The 16,774-nt window shown below is 53.6% G+C and carries 17 protein-coding genes; 10 read left to right on the top strand and 7 right to left on the bottom strand.

Annotated elements, in window-relative coordinates:
* The first annotated feature begins 13 nt into the window (after positions 1–13).
* The 3 genes from PCAR_RS03295 (at position 14) to PCAR_RS03285 (ending at position 2,931) form a co-directional block, all read left to right on the top strand.
* Positions 14–1,177, top strand: a complete 1,164-nt coding sequence (locus tag PCAR_RS03295; protein WP_011340211.1) for a DUF2201 family putative metallopeptidase — start codon at positions 14–16, stop codon at positions 1,175–1,177.
* A 71-nt stretch (positions 1,178–1,248) separates the two neighbouring features.
* Positions 1,249–1,455 carry a hypothetical protein gene (locus PCAR_RS03290; protein ID WP_011340210.1) on the top strand — a complete coding sequence of 69 codons (207 nt, stop codon included), beginning with the start codon at positions 1,249–1,251 and terminating at the stop codon, positions 1,453–1,455.
* 297 nt (positions 1,456–1,752) lie between these two features.
* Positions 1,753–2,931 carry an Lpg1974 family pore-forming outer membrane protein gene (locus PCAR_RS03285; protein ID WP_011340209.1) on the top strand — a complete coding sequence of 393 codons (1,179 nt, stop codon included), beginning with the start codon at positions 1,753–1,755 and terminating at the stop codon, positions 2,929–2,931.
* A 312-nt stretch (positions 2,932–3,243) separates the two neighbouring features.
* On the opposite strand, the gene PCAR_RS03280 is transcribed toward PCAR_RS03285, so the two are convergent.
* On the bottom strand, positions 3,244–4,407 hold the full coding sequence (locus tag PCAR_RS03280) for a SpoIIE family protein phosphatase (RefSeq protein WP_011340208.1): 1,164 nt from the start codon (positions 4,405–4,407) through the stop codon (positions 3,244–3,246).
* A complete protein-coding gene (locus PCAR_RS03275) occupies positions 4,408–4,908 on the bottom strand; it encodes a PAS domain-containing protein (RefSeq protein WP_011340207.1) in 501 nt (166 codons plus the stop codon). It abuts the gene before it with no gap.
* 606 nt (positions 4,909–5,514) lie between these two features.
* Here PCAR_RS03275 and PCAR_RS03270 point away from each other — a divergent pair.
* Positions 5,515–5,856, top strand: a complete 342-nt coding sequence (locus PCAR_RS03270) for a zinc ribbon domain-containing protein YjdM (RefSeq protein ID WP_011340205.1) — start codon at positions 5,515–5,517, stop codon at positions 5,854–5,856.
* 55 nt (positions 5,857–5,911) lie between these two features.
* Here PCAR_RS03270 and PCAR_RS03265 read toward each other — a convergent pair whose 3' ends face one another.
* From PCAR_RS03265 to PCAR_RS17635, 3 genes are all read right to left on the bottom strand, one after another.
* Positions 5,912–6,754, bottom strand: a complete 843-nt coding sequence (locus PCAR_RS03265; protein ID WP_011340204.1) for an ion transporter — start codon at positions 6,752–6,754, stop codon at positions 5,912–5,914.
* 150 nt (positions 6,755–6,904) lie between these two features.
* A complete protein-coding gene (locus PCAR_RS03260; protein ID WP_011340203.1) occupies positions 6,905–7,582 on the bottom strand; it encodes a class I SAM-dependent methyltransferase in 678 nt (225 codons plus the stop codon).
* Positions 7,582–8,862 carry a GGDEF domain-containing protein gene (locus tag PCAR_RS17635; RefSeq protein ID WP_011340202.1) on the bottom strand — a complete coding sequence of 427 codons (1,281 nt, stop codon included), beginning with the start codon at positions 8,860–8,862 and terminating at the stop codon, positions 7,582–7,584. Before PCAR_RS17635 ends, PCAR_RS03260 begins: the two co-directional genes overlap by 1 nt.
* 427 nt (positions 8,863–9,289) lie before the next feature.
* Here PCAR_RS17635 and PCAR_RS03250 point away from each other — a divergent pair, with 427 nt between their 5' ends.
* Entirely contained in the window at positions 9,290–10,696 is a 1,407-nt protein-coding gene (locus PCAR_RS03250) for an alkaline phosphatase (RefSeq protein ID WP_158447396.1), read from the top strand.
* A gap of 33 nt (positions 10,697–10,729) precedes the next feature.
* On the opposite strand, the gene PCAR_RS03245 is transcribed toward PCAR_RS03250, so the two are convergent.
* The gene (locus PCAR_RS03245) at positions 10,730–11,140 is read right to left on the bottom strand and encodes a hypothetical protein (protein WP_011340200.1); all 411 of its coding nucleotides are present in this window, start codon (positions 11,138–11,140) and stop codon (positions 10,730–10,732) included.
* A 279-nt stretch (positions 11,141–11,419) separates the two neighbouring features.
* On the opposite strand from PCAR_RS03245, the gene PCAR_RS03240 reads away from it, so the two are divergent.
* The 3 genes from PCAR_RS03240 to PCAR_RS03230 all read left to right on the top strand — a co-directional run bounded on the left by PCAR_RS03240 (position 11,420) and on the right by PCAR_RS03230 (position 12,854).
* A complete protein-coding gene (locus PCAR_RS03240; protein ID WP_011340199.1) occupies positions 11,420–11,713 on the top strand; it encodes a DnaJ domain-containing protein in 294 nt (97 codons plus the stop codon).
* Positions 11,714–11,745: 32 nt separating this feature from the next.
* Positions 11,746–12,291, top strand: a complete 546-nt coding sequence (locus PCAR_RS03235; protein WP_011340198.1) for a nitroreductase family protein — start codon at positions 11,746–11,748, stop codon at positions 12,289–12,291.
* A 155-nt stretch (positions 12,292–12,446) separates the two neighbouring features.
* A complete protein-coding gene (locus tag PCAR_RS03230; RefSeq protein WP_011340197.1) occupies positions 12,447–12,854 on the top strand; it encodes a bacteriohemerythrin in 408 nt (135 codons plus the stop codon).
* A gap of 169 nt (positions 12,855–13,023) precedes the next feature.
* On the opposite strand, the gene cls is transcribed toward PCAR_RS03230, so the two are convergent.
* Positions 13,024–14,463, bottom strand: coding sequence for a cardiolipin synthase (gene cls, locus PCAR_RS03225; protein ID WP_011340196.1), 1,440 nt, complete (start codon positions 14,461–14,463; stop codon positions 13,024–13,026).
* Positions 14,464–14,844: 381 nt separating this feature from the next.
* Here cls and gloA point away from each other — a divergent pair, with 381 nt between their 5' ends.
* Positions 14,845–15,225, top strand: a complete 381-nt coding sequence (gene gloA, locus PCAR_RS03220; protein WP_011340195.1) for a lactoylglutathione lyase — start codon at positions 14,845–14,847, stop codon at positions 15,223–15,225.
* A gap of 498 nt (positions 15,226–15,723) precedes the next feature.
* The gene (locus PCAR_RS03215; protein ID WP_011340194.1) at positions 15,724–16,767 is read left to right on the top strand and encodes a type IV pilus twitching motility protein PilT; all 1,044 of its coding nucleotides are present in this window, start codon (positions 15,724–15,726) and stop codon (positions 16,765–16,767) included.
* Positions 16,768–16,774 lie beyond the last annotated feature (7 nt).

Genomic DNA, 16,774 nt, shown 5'->3' with positions numbered 1-16,774 from the left:
GGAAGGAACAACGATGAAAAAGTCCACGAAGCTCGACAAGGCGATCGCAAGGATGGTGCTCGATCACCCGTTTTTCGCCACCCTGCTGCTGCGCATGCGGTTGCGTGAAGACCGGGACATCAAGACCGCCTGCACCGACGGCCGACAGATCCGCTACAACCCGGAGTTTATCGATTCGCTGAGCATCGACCATATCGTGTTCGTCCTCGCTCATCTGGTCATGCATGTGGCCCACTTTCATCCGCTGCGACGCAGTGCCCGCACTGCCGGCCGATTTAACAAGGCCGGGGATTACGCCATAAACGGCATCCTCAAAGATGCCGGTCTCAAATTGCTGCCCCACGCCCTGCACCATGAATCCTTCGACAACCTTGCCGCGGAACAGATCTACGATCGGCTGCCGGGCGGGGCCGGCGATGGGGAGGGGGATGGCGGCGAAAACGACATCCAGCAGAGCGATGACCCGGGCGGCTGCGGCGGTTTCGAGGATGCCAGGGACGAATACGACAAGCCGTTGTCCAAGGCGGAAAGGCAGCGGCAGGAAGCGGAAATGACCGTAGCCATACAGCAGGCCGCCCAGGCGGCCAAGGCCCAGGGAAAACTGCCCAGTGCGCTGGCGCGTCTGGTGAACGAGCAGGTCCACCCCGTGCTGGACTGGCGTGAAATGCTGAGAACTTTTGTCGACCACACCTCCGGCAATGACTATGCGTGGAACCAGCCCAACCGGCGCCATATCGCCGACGGAATCTACCTGCCCAGTTTTCGCTCCAACGGACTCAAACCATTGGTCCTGGCGATCGACACCTCCGGCTCGATCACACAACGGGAGCTGAACCAGTTCCAGGCCGAGTTGAACGACATCCTGCTAAGCTACCCTGCCACGGTGCATGTCGTTTATTGCGACAGCGCGATATCCGCTGTCCACACTATCACTCCCGACGAATACCCGGTACAATTGCAAGCTTCGGGCTTCGGCGGCACCGATCTGTGCCCGCCCTTTGAATGGGCCGTACAGAATGCACCGGATGCCGGCTGTGTCATCTATCTGACCGATCTGCAGGGCAAAAGCCCCGAAACCGATCCGGGCATCCCTACATTGTGGATCAGTACCACCCGCAACCGGAACCTGGCGGCATGCTATCAACCGACATTCGGGGAAATAGCCACGCTGGAATAACCAGCCATCCGTAGTGGATGGAACAAGAAGGATTTAACCAAGGGCGAGCAGGAAAGGACGCTGTGGAGACGATGGCGAAAAAAATAATATCTCTTACATTTATCCAGAGAGACACCGTCAGAGCCAAGCACCCTGAGCTCTGGCACCAATGCATATACCTGGACACCGGCAAGTTAAGCCAGACGCACTATTCATGGCGTTACACCACCTCGGTAGAGACCGCCCTGGCCTTGCGCCTGATGGGCTTGTGCACCATTGAGGACCAGGGCGAATCGTAACAATCCGAGTAGGCTTTGTATCCGGGAAGTATGAATCCGGTCTGTTCCTTGCGTAACAGTTCAGGAATTACTCGGGTATTTCATCAAGGCAACCACCAGCATAAAAAACAAAAAAAGGGCAAGTTTCAATCTCTGATATTTCAGGAGTTGAGATTTGCCCTTTTGTTTTCTCTGAACCCATCCATGTATGCGATAATTTTTTAATGTTTCATTATGTTACATTACAAATTATTGACATCCAATATAAATTTTTTGTATACAGACTAAATTACTTTAACTTTGACAGGAGGGAATCACATGCGGAAAATTATCGTAGCCGTGCTCGCGATGGCCATTCTGCCAGGAATTGCCTGGGCACAGGAGCCAAGTAACCAAGAACTCTACCAGATGATCCAACAGATGGAACGCAAATACGACGCGGCCATCAAAGAGACAGATCGGGCTTTGGCAGAGGCCAGAGCGGAAGCAGCCAAAGCTAAAGAAGAAGCGGCCAAAGCCAAAGCGGAACTGGCGCGGCTCAAAGCGGAGCCCCGCCCCGCCGCAGCTGCCTTGCAAGCAGAGGCAACGCCCCTGATCAAAGCTCCGGAAACCACCCCTGGATTCAAGGCTTCCGCCGAGGTTCTCTACATGCGTCCATCCCGGGCTAATCTCGATTTTGCTATCAAAGATCCCGATAATGATTCCTACCCCGAAGGTACCGTCAGCGAAATCGAGCCCGACTATCAGCTTGGCGGGCGTTTCGGTCTGGGATACGATTTGGGATCAGGTACTGAAATCGGCGTGCAGTTCACCGGCCTCAAATCCCATGACAGCGAATCCGCCACGGCATCATCGAGCGGCTCTTTATGGGGTCTCTGGCTACATGCGGACGCCTCTATCGACGACCAAAATGTCGACACAGCCAAGGCTCGCTATGATTTCGAACACTACGCCATCGATCTGAACGCCCGACAGAACCTGGATATCGGCCGACACCTCGGCCTGAGCCTGGAAGGCGGTTTGCGCTACGCCAGCATGAACCAGGATTTCGACATAGTATATCGCCAGAACACTACCGAAGTTGCAATCAACTCCGAAAACCACTTCTCGGGATGGGGACCCCGCCTTGGGCTCGGTCTCGACTGGCGCGTAGGATACGGCTTTAACGTCTTCAGTTCGGTCGCCGGCTCTGTGCTGATGGGCGATTTCGACCTGTCTTACCACGATCAGGACGGCACCACAACCAGGGTGAATATGAAACAGGGCATCCACAACCGCATCATCCCCGTAGTCGAGATGAAACTCGGGGTCGGCTATGCCCAGCGACTCAAAAACGGATGGACCATTGGCGCCAATGCCGGTTACGAATGGCAAAACTGGTTCAACATGGTGACGACGCATCATTTTTCAGACGATGTCGACCCTCAAATTATGGATAGCGACACCACAGATGTCAGCCTTGACGGGTTCTTTTTCGAGGGTTTCATCCACTTTTAGGCACCAAAAGGGAATTGACGCATAATTTCAGCTACGAAATAAAACCAACTCGGGCTCAATGGAGAAAGCATTCACCATTGAGCCCGAATTATTTCCGCGACGCACCGTCGATCTCGAGGTACACGATGCCACCCTGAAACGACCTCACTATGCGATCGTCACCTTTTGGCTTTTTGCTGTCCCTAAGCCTGCTCGTTTTCGAATAGAAAAATTTTGTAAGTCCGGGCAGTATACCGCCGGCTCCGGGCAGCGATCAAAAAAAGTCTATCGGGAAATATCCGCGAACATTTCAGTCATTACATCTGACAGAAATCAGTGGAACTCGATGGTCACCGTCTTACCCGCATCTCTCAAGCGTTCGGCGATTTTTTCCAACAGGTTCTTGCGAATCGAGACATTGCAGGGAAGATCGGGATTCTGGTAGGCAGGATTAATTTTCAAACCGACCAGCAGGAAAATTTCATCGGCATTGAGCAGGGCATCGGCCACCCGTACGGCACCGCTGTTGTCTTTGGTGGGCAACAGATCGGGATTGCCTTTGGTGGCTTCGATCCATTCCAATACGGATGACAGGGTCAGGATCCCCTCCGTCAGGATATCGACCCCCGGCAGGGAAGCCATGGGAGGTATTTCCAAACGAGCCGTATCCGGTTCAAGAGAATACTTCTTCCCACTTTGGGTAGCCACAATATGCCCGGTTGTCCCCCCGCAGACGATACGCGTACCTTCAAAGGTTAACACGCGCTGGGCCATGGCCCGGTCTTCATTCGGATCGACCGGCGGGCCGGTAAAGAGCATGACCGCTTGTCGTGCCCGAACAAGCAAACCGACCATGGAAGCATCATCTGCCGGCCTCCTGTTATAGAGCTGATTGGTATGGGCCACGGTCTTGTCGATGATAAGTTGGAGATTGGAAGGAAGGTACTGAAACAACTCCTCGATGTAAGCGGACAGGTGATCAATATTCCAATTGTAGTTGAGCACGCCGTTGAGACCGGCATGGAGCAGACCGTCGCTCATGCCTATCAAAAGATCCCCTCGCTGTAGTTTCCCCTCGGAAAACTGGATAGGCCTATCCATAATCGTTATTTTCTCAAAGGGCAACGGCTCTATTTTCTGTTTACGAAAAAACAGAAGGGGCGGATTATCAAAATTGTATATTTTGTAGGCTAAATCGGAATGATCGACCTCAATCATTGTGCTGGTGGTATAAGCCAGGTTCAGCTTTTTATCTACCGGCAATGTGGCGATCACCGTTTCGATCACCTCCGGCAAGGAGATGTCTTCACGCAACATATTAATCATGATTTCCGAGGACAACGACGCCAGAATATTGGCTTTGACGCCGTGGCCGAGGCCATCGCATAAGACAACCCGGGTCTTTTTGCCGGAGTTAAGCACACGAACCTGGTCGCCGCATAACTCTTCACCCACCATGTTTATACTCTTATGATAGACATCCAATAGGCACTTCACTTACTTGATCTCCTCGTTAAGCGCATTACGGATTTTAATCAAACTGACCTTCGCTTCGGCGGTGGTCTCCCCGAGCAGGCCGGCGATCTGCTGGGCGATGTGCATTTGCTTATCGATAACTTTGTTCACATTCAGGAGAAGCTCCTCCTTCATGCGACGCATTTCTTCCCGCTGATGGTGTTCACTGGTCAGATCCACAAGGATACAGGCAACCACACCTTCGTCCCTCATGGGGAAAATGACCAGCCGCATGTAGGTTCCGTACCGTTGAAATTTCTTCTCCTTACGGATGACGGTATTTTTTTCCCAGGCTTCCTGAAAGTCAGTCAGGTCATCGAAAAAAGACGAAGCATGTATCCCGAGCACCTCCGACTCGTCGGCCTTGACAATCTCGCAAAAGGACGGGTTTACAATCTGAATGATCATGGATGAATGATCCATGACAACCAGGCTGTTTGGGTCGTACTCCCACAATTTTTTCCAAAGGGTTTTATTTATCATTGCGCACCTTTGTCATCTGTTCCATTTGGAGTTGAGGAAAACACTGCATACGAATCAATAGGCCAAAACACTGCGAAGGCGTAACGAAAAACGGGTGAAACACCGAAGCGTCAGGTTTATTGAGCTTCGGAAAAGACCTTCGGACATGGGGCTGCCAAGGCCTTTTGCCTGGGGAGAGTTCGATGCTTGCAACATGAAAACAAACCAACGTTATGCACCGTCCGAAGATAAAGACGATAGCCCTTCCCGGTGCTGTGCTGTTGACTTACCGAGTCCTCCCGGTCCAGTGTTGGAAGAGGTGTCAATGTATCATAAAAAAACACGATTTGGGAAATTTTACCGTAAACATTACTCTGGATTCATTAGGGATTTAACGGAAACCTTGGCAGCGCCCCGCCAACCTCCTCAAAGTGAATTTTAGGGTGACAAGGGCCTGCTTTGTCCCTATATTTAAAAGTTCAGTTTTTGAAGACAGGAATCGAAAAGCCGGAAAATAGCGGTTCCGGATCTAAAAAGCGTGGTCGCATCAACCGCACAAGCTAACAAGTGCGTCCATCTACATAAATCTAAGGGACAGCGGCCCTTTGGAACAGAGGAGAGTGAAAATTGAGTGACTTCCCGAACTGTGTAAAATGTGGCTCCGAATATACCTATGAAGACCGGGGCATGTATGTTTGCCCGGAATGCGGACATGAATGGTCGAAGGATGCGCCTGTTGAAAATGCCGATACGGCCAAAGTTGTTCGTGACGCACATGGCAATGAGCTTCATGACGGCGACAGCATCACCGTCATCAAAGATCTTAAGATAAAAGGTTCTTCCCTGGTTGTTAAAGTGGGCACCAAGGTCAAAAACATCCGCCTGGTTGAAGGCGACCACGATATCGACTGCAAAATCGATGGAATCGGTGCCATGAAGTTGAAATCCGAATTCGTGAAAAAAATATAGCGAATCCACTCCCACCCTTCGTTTTGCCCGGCCCAAAACGTTCCGGGAGTGGCCGTTAGAGTTTCGCTCCGCAATATTTGCAGTGACAGGCATCGTCATCGTGCCCTTCGGCGCTGCACTCGGGGCAGGCCTGGGTCGACACCTTGCGCCTGAAGGTCTGCGACATCTCCACGGTGACGATGCCGGTCGGCACGGCAATGATGCCGTAGCCGAGGATCATCACCATCGACGCCAACGCTTGCCCAAGGCCGGTTTGTGGGGAGATGTCACCGTATCCGACGGTGGTCAGGGTAACGATGGTCCAGTAAATGCTGCGCGGGATGCTGGTAAAACCGTGCGTCTCGCTCTCAATGACGTACATAAGCGAGCCGAACAGAACCACAAGGGTGAGCACCGTGTAGAGGAATACGGCAATCTTGCGACCGCTGGCCCGCAGTGCCTGCATGAGCAGATGCGCCTCGCCAAGATAGGGCACCAGCTTCAGAATACGGAAAATACGTAAAATGCGCAGAATCCGAATAACCACAAGATACTGGGTCCCGGGCAGGACCAGACTCAAATAGGTCGGAATGATGGCCAGCAAATCGACCAGTCCGTAAAAACTCACCGCGTATTTCCAGGGCCGGCCGACACACAACAGGCGCAGGCCATACTCCACCGTGAAAAGCAGGGTAAAGAACCACTCCACCACGTAGAGCAACCGGCCATACTGCAACCGCACCGCCCCCATGCTGTCCAGCATCACCGCCGCAACGCTGGCCAGGATACTGACGATAAGCAGAACATCGAAACCTTTGCCCGCCGGGGTATCCGCTTCGAATATGACCTCATGCAAAACGGAGCGCCATGGCGCCAGTGACCGCGGGGCCTCTTGGCCATCATCCTCCTGCAAGCTCATAATCTGCCTCCTGTCGGAATCCGTGATCGCGGTTTATGCACTCAGCCAGCACAAATCCAGCGATCTCTTCGCTAGTTTTCATCCGGAAAAGGACCGTTTCCCTTATGAAATCTACGCTGTGTGCATCCTGAGTTTCCGGATGCACACTCGCTAGTGTTTTTGCAGTAATATCACATCATCTGCCGCAAAAGTATGTTGGGCGTTAAATCGCCGTGCGAGATATGCAAAAGTCTCCCGACTGTAAAAACAGATATGGGTAAGATCCCGGATATAATGCCATCGGCTGAAAGCCTGCCGATCTATCACCAGCTTGGTCATAATGGCCAGCCATCCGCCCCTTTTCAACATCTCGAACAAAGAGGTGAATTCCCGATCGGGATCGTGCAGATGCTCCACGACTTCCGTGGCACAGATAAAATCGTATTTTTTATCGAACACCGAGGGATCGTTGAAATAAAAAGGATCGTACAGATCGATACGGTGACCGTGCTCCTCCAGCATGGAAGACAAGGTCGGACCGGGACCGCAACCGAAATCCAGACCCCGCTGTTGCGGAGGAAGTTGTGCAAGCAAGGGATTACTCAGGCGAGACAGAAAATGCCGGTAACCTTCATCATGCGGCTCGTTTTGATGAAGATCGTACGTTGCTTTTTCTTCTGACCGGCTGAGCCAGAAACAACGAGGCACAAAAACCAGCAGGCAATCCAGGCATTGCCGATAACGCCGATTCCTGTCCTCGAAATATAAAATCGTATGCCGACTGCGACAAAGAGGGCAATGGTCCTGTTCGGCATGAATCGGCATGTGCTCCGATCGTTCATCCCCCATCAGTCGACCCATTTCCCCGAAAAATCCGGATCGGACGGCAGTTCTGCGGCCAGGGATGCGCAATTTTTACCGCTATTTTTTGCCACATACAAACCCTGATCAGCGTCGTGAAGCATGGCATCCACACTGCCGCCATGGGCTCGCATCGTTGCCATGCCCACACTGATGGACCCGGAAATCCGATAGTTTTCGGGGTCAAAGGGCGTCCCGCAGACAGCCTGGCATAAGCGTTCGGCAATTTCGCGGCAGGCGGAGACCCCGACCCCGGGCAGAACGACCAGAAACTCTTCGCCCCCCATACGCCCCAGGATGTCCTTCGGTTCGAGACATGACTGAATGCGCGCAGCCAATTCCTGCAACACCCTGTCCCCGACCGGGTGACCGTACGTATCATTGATGATCTTGAAATTATCGAAATCGACCATCAACACACTGACAAAAGATGCGTTCCGATCCCCCCCGGCCCTCCATTGTGATAATAGTTCTTCGGTTCTGGCCAGAACTTCCCGGCGGTTATACACCCCGGTCAAGGGGTCTGTCGTAGCGAGCCAGCGCAAATCTTCCTGGGCTTTGGCCAGACGTACAGCGCCTTTTCTGACCAACAGATAAATACAGGAAAACAGGGCAGACAATAGGGCGGCCAGCACTATGCCGGAAAAGGTCACGGCGCGAAGAAGTTGCGCACTGATCTCTTCCATATTCCGCCGGATTTCAATCGCCCCCAAAACCGTTTTGTGGCGCCCCCAGATCGGCAAATAACTGACCATTTGCCCATGCGCACCTTCAGGCTTCGATTCCGCGGCATAAACGGAACCATTCTTTTCCAACCGGGAAAAACTCTGCCCGGCAAGGGCTTTGGCAAGGAGCGGGGATTTTGCCTGGCCATGATCGCTTTGTTCTTTACCGCTGCTGTTGACGAGACGAAGCTGCCTGTCCCAGATCCGCACCGCATCGACAGCATAGGGTTTGAGGTATTGCCGCATACGCCGGTTAAAATCCGCCCGATGATCCTCTGCCACAACCAACCGAACGTTTCCGTCATTGTCTATGTCGAGAAGTTGTCTTTTTTCCTTCACCAAAACCACCTGGCAGATAGCTTGCGCCTCGGCATGGGCGCTTTCCACCAACCGCCAGCTATAAACCCGGTAGACACCGTAGGTTGCCAGCGCCAACAGTAGCGCAACACAAAGCAGCCCAAGCCATAAAAACCTGCGCAATAATTGTCTGGGATCTTCGCTGGGTTCCGTTGCAATGGGAAAACAATCGGCTTCTATAGCCATGGAAAACCTTCCTGCCAAGAAAAAATTCCTTGTATTTGTTCCGGGCATGGCCCCGATGCTCAAAAATATCCTCAGGCATCCAATATCATTCGGAAAATCAGTTCATGTCCCTTCAAATAAAGGGGCTCACCAAAGTCAACCGTATTTATATAAAAAAAGTAAACAAACACTAAACAACTAAACTATTATTTAGTCATAATATTTAAAAACTAATACTTTTGCACACAAAATCAACTCAAAACCTCCTTAATCGTCGGCTCGGGAACACATGTACCCTTCAGCCGTGATTATACACTGCAGCCTCACGCCAAGAACCGGGAAGTGCCGTCAGGAAGCGGAAAAGATAAGTCGATTTTTCCATCGCAACGATTTGATAAACTTGCGAGTAAACGAACAACCCAACGAAAAAACATTGAAAGGCTTGCAGATGTCTTCCCTGTCACAAAAAATCGCCGCCGCCTTCAGCATCCTGTTGCTGTCTGTCTGCCTGCCGGGCTGCGGAAACTCGGAACGCACCACCAACACCGATACCGCCGAATCCACCGTTACTGCGGAAACACCCACACGGACAAAAAATATTATCGTCATGATCGGCGACGGCATGGGCTTCAACCACTATCGGGCCGCCAGCCTGTTCCTGTACGGTGAGCCTGAGGGGCAACCCTACACCGCTTTTCCCTTGCGGATTGCCATGAGCACCTACCCGGCGACCGGGCAGTACGATCCGGACACCTTCTGGGCGACCTTCGATGCGGCTCGTCAGGGAGCCACCGACTCGGCCGCAGCAGCGACCGCCATGGCCACCGGCAGCAAGACTTACCGATACGCTGTGGGGGTGGATGCGGAACGTCGGAAACTGCCCAACATCGTCGAAACAGCCGAGGCCAGCGGACGCGCAACCGGCATTGTCACCAGTGTACAGTTCAGTCACGCCACCCCCGCGGGCTTTGGGGCGCATAATCCGACCCGTAAAAATTACGAAGAGATTGCCCGGGACCTGCTTACCAAAAGCGGACTGGAGGTGCTGATGGGCAGCGGCCACCCTTGGTATGACGACAGTGGCCAGCTCCGTGAAACGCCGAATTCGTACAGCTTTATCGGTGGAGAATCGACTTGGGATGCGCTGTTACAGGGAGATATGGGTAACGATTGCGACAAGGACGGTATCATCGACCCCTGGACTCTGATCGAAGAACGGGAAGCTTTCCGCAAGCTGGCTGACGGCGCCACGCCCAAACGGGTTCTCGGTATCGCGCGAGTCGCCCGCACTCTGCAGCAGAAGCGAGGCGAAGCCGGCGAGGTCTCCGACAAAGCCTTTGCGCAACCGTTTATTACGTCGGTACCGACACTGGCGGAGATGAGCCGTGGTGCATTAAATGTTCTGGACAACGACCCGGATGGATTTTTTCTGATGATCGAAGGCGGCGCCATCGATTGGGCCAGTCACGCCAACCAGACCGACAGGATGATCGAGGAACAGGTCGATTTCGACCGTGCCGTTGCCAGTGTCATCAAGTGGGTAGAGACGCACAGCTCATGGCAGGACACACTGCTGATCGTCACCGCCGACCACGAATGCGGTTTTCTCAACGGCGCAGGCCCCTCAACACAATGGAACCCCCTGGTAAGCAAAGGCATTCTGCACCAACCGTCCGTTCAATGGCATTCCACCGGTCATACCAACGCGCTTGTGCCGCTGTTTGCCAAAGGGGCAGGCACGCAACTTTTGCGGGAAGAAGTACGGCCGCGCCCTGATCCGGTACGCGGCCCTTATCTGGACAACACATCGGTGGGAAATGTTGTCATGACCTTGCTGGCGCCAAAACGGCATTAAAAGATGGCGAACTCAGGGCGGCATTTGCGACGCCTACCCTTCACTGTTGACGCAGGGGCAGTTTTGCGGATCGGGCGCGCTGATCGTTTCGGATTTCAGACCGATCCAGTTTTGCACCGCTTCGACATTGAAACCCGCCATCCGCTGCTCACCGACCTGCATCAACGGCCGAACGATAAGCAGGGGTTCCGCCACCATCATGGCCAAGGCGTCTTCCCTCGACACCTTTGCGGGTACGATTTCACCGGCTTTGACCTGCGGATTGGTCATATTGAACCATTCCGCCACCGGCCGGTCCCCGAAGAATTGCGCCAGTTCCACTTTTGTCCAGGGTTCGGTGAGCAGGTTGCGCACCTCCAGTTCATGGCCGGAAGCCAACAATATTTCCTTTTGATGCGCGTTGCCTTTGCATCCCGGTTTTTCCCAAAAAATCACCTTGGCCACAGGCCCTCCTTCGTTTGTACAACAGGCTGAGAAGTTCATTCTGAAAAGAAAAAGCCCGCGGGACGGATCTCCATCCCTGCGGGCTTCGTTGCCGATGCTATGGCTGCCACACCTTTGTGACCGCCCTGAAACTATGGCATGGGCGTGTTGTCCCTGTCAATAAAAGGCCGGACACAATGCACGTGTTCCGTGTTATCATCCAAGCAGATCAACCACTGCGGATGGGGCCTTTCCGACAGCCGCATGCGCCCATAAAATAGGCCACGGAGATTGAACGCCATGACATACGAGGAGTTGCAACATGCGTTGAGAGTCTTTGATCTCGGGGATCAGGCTTCCCTGAAGGAGATCAAGAACAGGCATCGCGAACTGGCCAAACGTTACCACCCGGATGCAGGTAATCAGAGCGACGAACAAGCTATCCGGCAACTGAACGAAAGTTACAAGTTGCTGCTGGAATACGTTCGCCATTACCGTTTCAGCTTTGATGAGGACACCTTTTACGAACAGTGCCCGGAGGAGCGGATCCGACGTCAATATGAGGAAGATCCGGTCTGGGGCAGCCGTTCATAACCTCCGACGGCACTGTCCCCAGGAAGGATACCATGGACTTTTCACAGCTTCTCCATACCCGTCAGAGCGTTCGCAAATACAGTAGCAGACCTGTCGAAACCGAAAAACTCCGGCAACTTATCGAGGCTGTACGGCTGGCGCCGTCCGCCTGCAACGCCCAGCCCTGGACCCTGATCCTGGTCGATGATCCGGCGCTTAAAGACAAAGTGGCCCGTGCCGCCTGCAGCAAAGCCCTGGGCCTGAACAATTTCGCCACGCAAGCTCCGGTCATCGCCGTGCTGGTCCTGGAAAAACCGAAATGGACCGTGCGCATGGGAGCCCTGATCCAGCGGCGGGAATTCCCCCTTATCGACATCGGCATCGCTGCCGCCCATTTCTGCCTGCAGGCCACCGACCTTGGCCTGAGTACCTGCATGATGGGCTGGTTCGACGAAAGCACCATCAAAAAGCTGCTTCACATCCCCCGCCGACGCCGCATCGGCCTGGTTATAAGCCTCGGCTACGCCCCGCAGGACTATCCCCAACGCCCTAAATCCCGCAAAGATGCGCACGCCATGAGTCGGAGCAACCGGTACTGATTATCACCCTGTTAAAAAATTACCTGAATAATTAATTTTATAATTGCCCTTCTCCGGTTGAACCGCTAAGGTAATCCTTACCGTTTTAGTCTAATTTTAAATGCGTTTTGCCCGAGGTTTCATGCCAATTCAATTCATATCTGCAGGAGAAGTACATGGCCCTGATTCAATGGAACACCAGCTTATCTGTCAATATTGCGGAAATCGACACCCAGCACCAACGCCTGATCAGTATGATCAACGAACTTAACGACGCCATGCTGCAGGGACGCGGCAAAGATGTTCTCGGCAAGATCATCGCCGGTCTGGTATCCTATACCGCTACCCATTTCGCCACCGAAGAAAAATATTTCGATCGTCACGGCTACCCGGCCAGCAACGCCCACAAACAAGAGCACCGCGACTTTACCGCCAAAGTCAGCGAGTTCAAGCAAGGGTTTGACGAAGGGCGGCTCGGCCTCTCCGTCTCGGTAATGAACTTCCTCGGCGATTGGCTGCGTAACCATATCAAGGGCAGCGACATGGACTACAGCCCGTTTCTGACCGGCAAGGGCGTCAGGTAAACTTCTAGCACTACGCCTCCCAGCCCGCAGACTGGGAGGCGTAGTGCCGTGATTAGTAATTCGTGATTGGTGATTAGTGAAAGGCTGAAATAGACCGCACCCTTCACCCTTCACTAGTCACTAGTCACTAGTCACTAGTCACCAGTCACCAGTCACCAGTCACTGCCTTTCACAAATAGGGGGAAAACAGCTTTGCCGTAGCATCGCGCATCTTTACCGGCAGGGGGCGACCATCGACCTCCTCCAAGGTGACGCGGCGGGCGGCGTTGCGGCAGGCCGCAAAATGCCCGGCAAGCCGGGCGTTGACTGCGGCATCGAAGATTTCCAGATTAAATTCGAAATTAAGACGCAGGCTGCGCGGATCGAGATTAGCGGAACCGACCTGGCTGTACTGATGATCGACCAACAGCAATTTGGTGTGATCGAAAGGGGGCGGCTGCCAGTATATACGCACCCCATACTGCAGCAACTCCCAGAGGTAACTACGACTCGCCCAATGCACCAGCGGCAGATTACTTCGCTCCGGCAGCAGAAGCTCGACCTCGACCCCGCGCAAAGCGGCACTGTTCAAAGCCGTCATCAGTCCGCGATCGGGAATGAAGTAGGGCGTCATGATACAGACCCTCTGACGGGCAACCGCCAGAACACCGGTCAACAACCAGTGCAGCTTTTCGAAATCTTCGTTGGGGCCGGCACTGATCCCGCGACATATGGCCTGCCCCGCGGTGTCGTCGGACACGGCACTCGGCGACAGTCTTTCACCCGTTGCAAAGGCCCAGTCCTCGCAAAAAGCATCCCGCATCTGCCCGGCCACCGGCCCGGCAATGCGAAAATGCAGATCTTTCACACCGCCAACCGATGCCCCTGCAACCAGATGCCGGTCGCCGATATTCATGCCGCCGGTAAAACCGAGGCGGCCATCCACCACCAGCAATTTACGATGATTGCGCAAATTGAAATGCATACCGCGACCACCGAGAGAAAAAGGCAGAAACCGGGCGACGGGTACGTTGTGACGATGCAGCAGGCTGCTGATACGGGGCCAGGAATAGCATTCGCCAAGCGCATCGACCAACACCCGCACCTCGACCCCTCGTTTTACAGCTCGGGCCAGAGCTTCGACAAATCGCCGACCGGTGGCGTTGCTCTCAAAGATATAACTCGACAGATAAATGTGCCGGTGGGCATCCTCAACGGCCTGCAGCATGGCCGGATACGCCCCGTCGCCGTTGAACAGAATTTCGATGTCATTACCGCAAAGCAGCGGCCGCCGGGTTACCGCCTCGGCCAGGTCCAGGTAGGGAGCGTAGCATTCTCTATAGGATGCCAAGGCGGTTGGTACCATTGCCCCTGCCCCGTCGACCTGCTGCGCCACACGCATGGGCAGTCCCTGTCCGCCCTCCTGCCAACCGCGGCCCCGGGTACGGATACGGTTCACTCCCAGCAGCCAGTAAAGCACAGGACCGATGCCGGGTATCGCCAGGGCGGTGACGATCCAACCGAGTGCCGCACGCGGATCGCGTTTGTACAACAAGGCATGCCATGCCGTCAGCACGCCGTACCCCACCAACAACAGCCAGAAAAGATCTTCAAGCCAGGCGTAGGCCATTTGAACTCCTTAGCGAAAAACCACAAAAATCCTTCTTACTTTAACAAAACGCTGCTCAGGCACCAAAATCTACCGCGCTTCCGGTTCTGTTTTTTTACAAACAAGATTGTCGCTTCGGATGGTTACGAAGCTGTTAGGAGCCAGGAAAGGTTTCTCCGTCCCCGCCCCGCTGCCCCGAAGGCGCGCATGCCACAATAAAAACATTAAAGGTTAAGATCATTCCGGATCCGCGTTATTATATTTATTCGCCAACATGCCATAGTCGGGGCAGATGCTTCGAGCTTGGGAAACAAATCATCGTAGCCGAAAACACGTACATTGCGTATACTGCATCCAGAATTTTCACCCAGGCCCACAACGGGCAGCAAAGGAGTCTTAAAGATGAAATATCAAATGATTCATACCTGTATCCGGGTCATGGACCTGAAAAAATCCGAACTTTTCTATCAGCAGGCTTTCGGCTTCGAGGTCGTACGGCGGCTTGAGTTGCCCGAGCATAAATGCACCCTGGCATGGCTGCGCAGTCCGGGCGGCACTTTCGAACTGGAATTGACATGGAACCACGACCAGGAAGAACCCTACGCGTTGGGCAATGGCTACTCCCACCTGGCGGTAGGGGTCGCAGATCTGATCGCATCCCACAAGCAACATGAAGCCATGGGACTTCATCCCAAACCACTCAAAAGCCTGACGGGTGGTGATCCGAGATTTTACTTTCTGGCGGATCCCGACGGATATTTGATCGAGGTCCTTAAGGCCTAAAACACCAAAGCTCGTCAACCTGTTGTTTATACATGGTTTTTTATGCTTAAAAACGAGAAACTGTTCAAATGCACAGTTGCCAAGGGAAGACATGCCCGCCTTTTTTACGCAATGCCACGTGGCGGATCTTTTGGCAGGGGGGTATAGTTCAGCCATAAAACACAGCGCTCGACAGAGCGATAAACAACACGGTTCAAACCTCCATCTTTTGGCGCGTTGCCTCCACCTCCAGGACAACGCGCCTTTTTTTATGCACGCCACACCCCAATCCTGTGACAGTGCCCCAATCCATCGCCTGAATATCCATAAGCTGTTGACAGCGACATGTGAAATACCCTAATTTCCCACCGTATTTTCTCCGAGAGTGAAAGGCATATAATCTGCAATTGCAGACTGGCAGGCTTCATCGCTACCATCGGTTTCCGGGCGGATTTGCTGACACCCCGGTAAAAACAACGTCTGCCTGTGCCTTTACCTAAAACGAGCAAGGATCACTTCATGGCAAAAATTGATGCGCTGTTCAAAATATTGAAAGAAAAAGGCGGATCGGACCTGCACCTTTCAGCAGGCAATCCGCCGCTTATACGCCGATCGGGGCAACTGGAACCCATTTTGACTCAAGTTCTGACCCACGAACAAAATAAGGCGTTGCTCTACGAAATTATGGGCGAAGCCCAGCGCAAAACCTATGAAACGACCCGCGATCTCGATTTTGCCTATGAGGTAACGGAGCTTAAATCGCGTTTTCGTGCCAACATCTTTATGGGCCGGCTCGGTATGGGCGCTGTGTTTCGCCTGATTCCCGCTGAGATCCTCAGCGCCGACCAGCTTGGCCTTCCCCCTGCGGTACTCGATTTCACCCAGTTCAAAAAAGGTCTGGTACTGGTCACCGGACCGACCGGAAGCGGCAAATCGACCACCCTGGCGGCCATGATCGATCATGTCAACCGGACCCGCAAAGAACACATCCTTACCGTCGAAGATCCCATTGAATTCGTGCATGTCAGCCAGCAGAGCCTCATCAATCAGCGAGAAGTCGGGCGCCACACCCGCTCCTTTGCCGCCGCCCTCAAAGCGGCTCTACGCGAAGATCCGGATCTGATCCTGGTCGGCGAGATGCGCGATCTGGAAACCATCGAACTGGCCATCACGGCGGCAGAAACCGGGCATCTGGTATTTGGCACCCTGCATACCAGCAGCGCCGCCAAAACGGTGGATCGCATCATCAATGTCTTTCCCACCAACCAGCAGGAGCAGGTCCGCACCATGCTCGGCGAATCCCTCAAGGGAGTCATCGCCCAACAACTGCTAAGGACGGTGGACGGCAAGCGTTGCGCCGCCCTTGAGATCCTGTCTGTAAATTCGGCCGTCTCCAACCTGATCCGGGAAGGTAAAACCTTCCAGATTCCGTCGGTTATTCAAACCGGTAAAACGCAGGGCATGCAGCTCATGGACCAGGCCATTCAGGATCTTCTGACCGCGGGAAAAATCACCCGCGAGGAAGCTCACAAATTCGCCTCCAACAAGGCCCTGTTCCAATAAGACAAAG

This window comes from Syntrophotalea carbinolica DSM 2380 (assembly GCF_000012885.1).
Taxonomy (GTDB): Bacteria; Desulfobacterota; Desulfuromonadia; order Desulfuromonadales; family Syntrophotaleaceae; genus Syntrophotalea; species Syntrophotalea carbinolica.
This window is presented reverse-complemented; position numbering and strand designations above follow the sequence as displayed.

Bases quoted from the DNA above. Each gene is read 5' to 3' on its own strand.
- PCAR_RS03295 (WP_011340211.1), top strand. From the start codon at position 14: ATGAAAAAGTCCACGAAGCTCGACAAGGCGATCGCAAGGATGGTGCTC.
- PCAR_RS03290 (WP_011340210.1), top strand. From the start codon at position 1,249: ATGGCGAAAAAAATAATATCTCTTACATTTATCCAGAGAGACACCGTC.
- PCAR_RS03285 (WP_011340209.1), top strand. From the start codon at position 1,753: ATGCGGAAAATTATCGTAGCCGTGCTCGCGATGGCCATTCTGCCAGGA.
- PCAR_RS03275 (WP_011340207.1), bottom strand. From the start codon at position 4,908: ATGATAAATAAAACCCTTTGGAAAAAATTGTGGGAGTACGACCCAAAC.
- PCAR_RS03265 (WP_011340204.1), bottom strand. From the start codon at position 6,754: ATGAGCTTGCAGGAGGATGATGGCCAAGAGGCCCCGCGGTCACTGGCG.
- PCAR_RS03260 (WP_011340203.1), bottom strand. From the start codon at position 7,582: ATGGGGGATGAACGATCGGAGCACATGCCGATTCATGCCGAACAGGAC.
- PCAR_RS17635 (WP_011340202.1), bottom strand. From the start codon at position 8,862: ATGGCTATAGAAGCCGATTGTTTTCCCATTGCAACGGAACCCAGCGAA.
- PCAR_RS03250 (WP_158447396.1), top strand. From the start codon at position 9,290: ATGTCTTCCCTGTCACAAAAAATCGCCGCCGCCTTCAGCATCCTGTTG.
- PCAR_RS03240 (WP_011340199.1), top strand. From the start codon at position 11,420: ATGACATACGAGGAGTTGCAACATGCGTTGAGAGTCTTTGATCTCGGG.
- PCAR_RS03235 (WP_011340198.1), top strand. From the start codon at position 11,746: ATGGACTTTTCACAGCTTCTCCATACCCGTCAGAGCGTTCGCAAATAC.
- PCAR_RS03230 (WP_011340197.1), top strand. From the start codon at position 12,447: ATGGCCCTGATTCAATGGAACACCAGCTTATCTGTCAATATTGCGGAA.
- cls (WP_011340196.1), bottom strand. From the start codon at position 14,463: ATGGCCTACGCCTGGCTTGAAGATCTTTTCTGGCTGTTGTTGGTGGGG.
- gloA (WP_011340195.1), top strand. From the start codon at position 14,845: ATGAAATATCAAATGATTCATACCTGTATCCGGGTCATGGACCTGAAA.
- PCAR_RS03215 (WP_011340194.1), top strand. From the start codon at position 15,724: ATGGCAAAAATTGATGCGCTGTTCAAAATATTGAAAGAAAAAGGCGGA.